Origin of the sequence: Gemmatimonas sp. (assembly GCF_044376735.1) — a bacterium.
Classification (GTDB): Bacteria; Gemmatimonadota; Gemmatimonadetes; order Gemmatimonadales; family Gemmatimonadaceae; genus Gemmatimonas.
Genome location: NZ_JBILKJ010000171.1, coordinates 1 through 5339, shown reverse-complemented (window position 1 = coordinate 5339; position 5339 = coordinate 1). Strand labels below are relative to the sequence as shown.

At 65.7% G+C, this 5339-nt stretch carries 6 protein-coding genes; 3 read left to right on the top strand and 3 right to left on the bottom strand.

All coding sequences use genetic code 11. The annotated features are described in order from the left end of the window. Positions 1 to 135: 135 nt before the first annotated feature. From ACIRA7_RS14655 to ACIRA7_RS14645, 3 genes are read left to right on the top strand one after another with little or no spacing between them, the layout of a single operon-like run. Positions 136 to 1044 carry a flagellin gene (locus ACIRA7_RS14655; protein ID WP_396221594.1) on the top strand — a complete coding sequence of 303 codons (909 nt, stop codon included), beginning with the start codon at positions 136 to 138 and terminating at the stop codon, positions 1042 to 1044. Positions 1045 to 1049: 5 nt separating this feature from the next. Next, positions 1050 to 1556 carry a flagellar assembly protein FliW gene (fliW, locus tag ACIRA7_RS14650; RefSeq protein ID WP_396221593.1) on the top strand — a complete coding sequence of 169 codons (507 nt, stop codon included), beginning with the start codon at positions 1050 to 1052 and terminating at the stop codon, positions 1554 to 1556. A 35-nt stretch (positions 1557 to 1591) separates the two neighbouring features. Further along, entirely contained in the window at positions 1592 to 3424 is a 1833-nt protein-coding gene (locus ACIRA7_RS14645) for a glycosyltransferase (protein ID WP_396221592.1), read from the top strand. Positions 3425 to 3464: 40 nt separating this feature from the next. Here ACIRA7_RS14645 and ACIRA7_RS14640 read toward each other — a convergent pair whose 3' ends face one another. The 3 genes from ACIRA7_RS14640 to ACIRA7_RS14630 all read right to left on the bottom strand — a co-directional run. Continuing rightward, positions 3465 to 4316, bottom strand: a complete 852-nt coding sequence (locus ACIRA7_RS14640; protein ID WP_396221591.1) for a class I SAM-dependent methyltransferase — start codon at positions 4314 to 4316, stop codon at positions 3465 to 3467. 28 nt (positions 4317 to 4344) lie between these two features. Continuing rightward, positions 4345 to 5010, bottom strand: a complete 666-nt coding sequence (locus ACIRA7_RS14635; RefSeq protein ID WP_396221590.1) for a NeuD/PglB/VioB family sugar acetyltransferase — start codon at positions 5008 to 5010, stop codon at positions 4345 to 4347. Continuing rightward, positions 5007 to 5339, bottom strand: a 333-nt coding sequence (locus tag ACIRA7_RS14630; RefSeq protein WP_396221589.1) for a DegT/DnrJ/EryC1/StrS family aminotransferase, incomplete at its 5' end; no start/stop codon positions are given. The genes ACIRA7_RS14635 and ACIRA7_RS14630, both read right to left, overlap by 4 nt.

Here is a 5339-nt window from a genome sequence, read left to right as displayed (position 1 = left end):
GGACCGTGTGTATCGGATCCCCGGCGGCCCGCGTTGCTAAAGGACCTGCTCACCCGTCCGATACTTAACGGCAGAGTGCCGGCACCGTGTTGCACCCCTTCGGCGATGTAACGGTCACCGATTCCCCCAGGTCAGATGCGCGTTACCAACTCGATCATCACCCGGAACAGCCAATCGCGCTTGCAGGCCAACCTGCAGGGAATGGATCGCCTCCGGGCCGACATTTCCTCCGGCGTTCGCCTGCGGAAGATGTCCGACGACCCCACGAGCGGCGGCGAACTTGTGCGCATTGGCAGCTCGATGCGCGCGCTGACGCAGTTCAAGCGCAATGTGGATACCGGCGTGGCCCGTGCCACGGCCGAAGAGAACGTCCTCGACCAGCTCACGAGGGCGCTCGAGCGCGGCGTCGAGCTCGGCATCGCGCAGGCGGGCGCCACCGCGAACGCGGGGGTGCGCTTGATCGCCAAGGGTGAAATCGACCAGATCATCAACTTCGCGACGGGCCTTGGCAACACGCGCTTCGGCGACGAATATCTCTTCGGCGGGAATCGGTCGGGTGAGGCGCCATTCACGACACCGGCGCCGGCCACCGGTCCATTTTCCCGCCTCACCCTGGCGGGCAATCCGGTCAATCCGAGCGGCAATCCAACGCTCGAGATCGGCGACAACACGTTCATCACGCCCACGCACAACGGTACCGAGGTGTTTCTCGACACCGATGCGCTGGAGGCGCTGCGCGCGTTGTCGACGGCGCTCGGCAACAACGATCCCGCCGCCATTCAGGCGGCGACGGATCGCATCGGGGCGGCAAATAGCAACGTGCAATCGCTCATCGGTGCGCAGGGCGCGCGCATCAATGAGATGGAGACGGCCGAGCGCAATCTCGCACAGATGGAGCTGAACCTGGTCGCGTTCCGCTCCGATCTGCGCGATACCGAGGTCGACAAGGCCATGGTGGAACTCGTCGGCAAGCAGACCCTGTATCAGGCGGCGATGAGCGCGACGTCGCGCATCCTCGGACTCAGCCTCGCGAATTACCTCTGAACGCAATGACTTCCGCCGCTATGGACCAGCTGGATCGCCGCTCGACCACGTACACCATCACGTCGCCCTCCGTCGGCACGATCGAAGTGAGCGGAGAGTTCGTGATGCACTTCACCGAAGCGCTCTGGGGATTCCCCGATCGCACCGCCTACGCCCTGCTCCCTGCCGCCCGACAGGGACTCTGGTGGCTGCTGTCGGTCAACGAGCCGCAGACGACGTTCGTGCTGGCTGATCCGTTCGTGTCACACGCCGAGTATGGCATCGACCTCGGTGAGTCGGAGCGCGAAGCCCTGCAGATCGTGGACCCGTCCGACGCGCTGGCCTTGGTCGTGGTCGCGCTGCCGATGACACCCCGCGAGCCGGTCACCGGGAATTTCCGCGCGCCGATCGTGTTCAACCTCGCCAAGGGCCTCGCCCAGCAGGTGGTTAATCGCGACGAGCGCTACGCGCTGCGGGAGCCGATCGATCTGGCGGTGTATCCGATCGCGGAAGACGGCGTTCGGTTGTCGTAACGGCGGTGCCGTCGTCCTCTTCACCATCGCCGGTCGTGGCCGCGCTTGAGAGCGCCCAGCGTCGCGAAGACGGCGCGCCCCGCTTTCATATCCCCGCACAGCCATCGCACGCGGCCTGGCGTGACGCGGTAGAGCAGGAACAATCGGCCGGCGTCGTCGCGGAGCTTCGTCTCTTCCTCGATGCGCAACTGGAAGCGGGCGATGCGCTCGTCGATGTTGCGCCGGGCTTCGGCTTCGTCGCGTTGTCGGCAGTGACCGCACCGATGGGCCTCCCCAGCGTCTTCGTGCTCGACGACGAAACGGGTACGCTGCCGTTGCTGCAAGGTGCGGCGCGCGATGTCGGCGGCTGGCTCGACGAGGTCGTTCACGCGGATCTGTCCAACGACCGTTTGGTCACCCTCGTGGCGGATCGTATCGCGACCGAAGGACGAGTGTTCGTGCACGCTGACGCGCTATCGCTGGCCCCTGTGCTGCAGAGCCTCGACGCGCTTCTGGTGCTCAGGCGTGTCGTCGCCATATGCCTCTCGCCGTCGGTCGACGCCTCTGAGGCCGCTCACACGCACGCGTGCGCACTCCTGCAGGCCGCGGGCTTCGGGATGCATGAGATGCGCGACGCCGACGGCGAACCGTCACTCTTCGCGACGGCCGACTGGCCGGTGGGGGTGCCGGTCATCGCCATCGCCGGCACGGCGGCCGAGCAGGCCGTCGACGAAAGCGCGATGGCCGCGCGCACACCAGCGGTGGCCCGTGTCCCGGTATCGGCCCCGACGAGTGCGGCACCAACCTCAACCGACCGCTTTTCCTTCATCGCGCCATACTGCCGGACCGGGTACGGCGTGGTCGGCGCGCACCTCCTCCGCGAGTTCACGCAGCTCGGCGTACCGGTTGCGTACTTTCCGCTGGGGCACGTCGACCGCAGCATCGTCAAGAACGATCAGCTTGGTGCCGCCATGGATCGCCAAGGACAGTTCGACGATGCCGCGCCGAGTGTGCGACTCTCGCAGCAGTTCGACTTGGCGTTGCATGTCGGGCGCGGACCACGCATCGGGTTCCCTATCTTCGAGCTCGATCGCTTCAACGCGTCCGAGCGGCATCATCTGGAGCGGCAGGATCGTCTCATCGTGACCTGCGAGTGGGCGCGCACCGTCTTGCTGGAGAACGGCATCTGGCGCACGCCGATCGACATCGTACCGCTTGGTGTCGATCGCGCCGTGTTCAACGAGCATGTCGCTCCCGCCTCCAAGCGCGGTCGAGACACCGTGTTCATGAGCGTGGGGAAGCTGGAGGCGCGCAAGGGACAGCGTGAATTGCTCCGCGCGTTCGAAGCGGCCTTCTCTCCGAAGGACACCGTGCAATTGGTGCTGATCTGTCACAACGCGTTCGTCGACCAGGCACGACTCGACGACATGCTGGCACCGTTCAAGCGATCGCCGATGGCGTCGCGGATCAGGCTCATCACGAAACCGCTGCCGCATCAGAAGGATCTCGCCGCCGCGATGGCGATTGCCGACTGCGCCGTCTTTCCGGCGCGCGCAGAAGGCTGGAACCTCGAGGCGCTCGAGATGCTGGCCATGGGGAAGCGCGTCATCGCGTCGGCATGCACGGCGCACACGGCGTTTCTGACCGCGGACAATGCGAAGCTGGTCGATATCGACGCGCTCGAAGAGTCCGTGCCGGGTGAGCACTACGGCCGATGGGCCGCGTGGGGGGATGCGCAGCACGAACAGCTGGTGCAGCATCTCCGGGACGTACACGGCGAACGCCAGCGTGGTGAGCTGGCGTTGAATCAGGCCGGTGTGGAGACCTCGAAGCGGTTCTCCTGGACGGCGTCCGCCCGCGCGCTGATGGCGAGCGTTTCGCTCGCGTAGCGCCAACCGGCGCTGACGCGAGGCGTACGCGACATCTACGCTATCGCATACGCACCGCAATGCCGATCGGCACGATCGAGTCGAACGACTCGATGAACTCCCAGCCATCCAGCACCGATTTCAAGTGCTCCCAGAGCCACCTGAGCGATGGGCGCAGCTCTTCGGGATGGGTACGAATGTGCGCGTAGCGACTGCTCGGCGAATCGCCCAGCAACTCGTCGGATGAATCGAGCAGATCGTCGAATACCAGAGCGCCACCGACGGCCACGTGTGGCAGCACATCGGCCAGATCCCACCACGTGCCCAATGCCGTGTGGTCCCCGTCCACGGTGATCAGGTCGAACATCCGTGGAGCCGCCTCGCCGGTGCGCAGTATCTGCTCTTCTTCCAGCTCCACCGCGCCCAGCTGCACTTCCTGAAAGAAGACCGGCAGCGTGTCGTGGCTGTTTCCTGAGAGGAAATGCAGCGCGCCGCGATGATTGGGGGCAACCCGTCGCATTTCGTCGCGCACGAAGCCCGGACCAGGATTCTCCACGCCGCCGTAGTTCTGCGTCCACCAATCGAACGAGTACGCCTGCACCTCGGGCGACTCGGCCAGCACCTGGGCGAGACTCCACCCGCGGCGCGTTCCGATCTCGAGATAGCTCCGCGGCTGGGTTGCATGCGCGATCGCCCGCAGTGCCGACCGGATCTCGAATCGGCGCTCGTCTCGAGCCGCACCCTCGCGGAGCCACTCGATCAGGCGCGGCTTGTTCACATCGTCCGGCGCGAGCAGCTCGAGCGTATCGGCCGTCGCGTTGTTCAACGCGGGCGATCCGATGACGTCGCGAATCGCGTCAAGGTTGCGCTGCGCGCTGGCGGAAACCGCAGGGGAGAGGACGGAGCTGGTCATAACGATCACAGAGAGTGAGAGGTGGCGCTCAGGCCGCGTGCCGGATCTTCTTCACGACGGCCGGCACGCCGACCGCGAGTGCAAAGTCGCCGATGTCCTTCGTCGCCACGGCACCCGCGCCAAGAATCGCGTGACGACCGATACGTACATGCTCGAGGATGGATGCACCGGTGCCGATGTACGAATGGCTGCCCAGCTGTACGCCGCCGGAGATGTGGCATCCCGGGGACACCGTGACGAAGTCGCCGACCACGGCATCATGCCCGATAGTGCAATCCAGATTGACCGCGACATGCGCGCCGATCACGATGTCGGTGGTGGCAATCGTACCTGCACAGATGATGGTGCCCTCGCCGATCTCGACGTCGGGTCCAACACGCGCACCCGCTGCGATGATCGCCGGTGCAAACCGATAGCCTTCCGCGCGAGCTGCCGACACCACGCGATCCTTGATGTCGGTCATGCCGCCGATGCCGCACACCAGAAACGTGTCGTCGGGTACATCGGCCAGGGTTCCCACCGGAAGTCCCTTGAGCAACGTCGCCCGAGGTTCACGATCCACGAACATGACCGGCTCGAAGCGCAGCGCGCTCTGGTGAGCGTGCGCGTCGAGGAGCGCCCACCACACTTCGCGGGCGAAGCCTCCCGCGCCGAGAATGGCCACCTTGATCGTACCCACGCCGGTGCCACTCACGCGGCCGCCGACGAGGCGACGCGCTCAACGCCTGGAACGCCAGTGGCATCAGGCACCGACACCGATACGCCACCGAAGACGTCGCCCAGCTCGATCTCTTCCACATGGTGCCGAATGCGCGCGGCGATCGCGAACACATCCTCGCGGGTGAGACGAGGCGACGACGGGATGTTGATACCCGACGAGGCGATCGCGTCAGCCACTGGAAACGGACGCGACGACGCGTAGGGCGGCATGCTGTGCATCGGATAGAAGAACGGGCGCGTATCGATCCCGTCGGCGCGCAAGCGCGCCATGAGTTCGTCGCGCAGCGCCGGCCGATGCTCGGC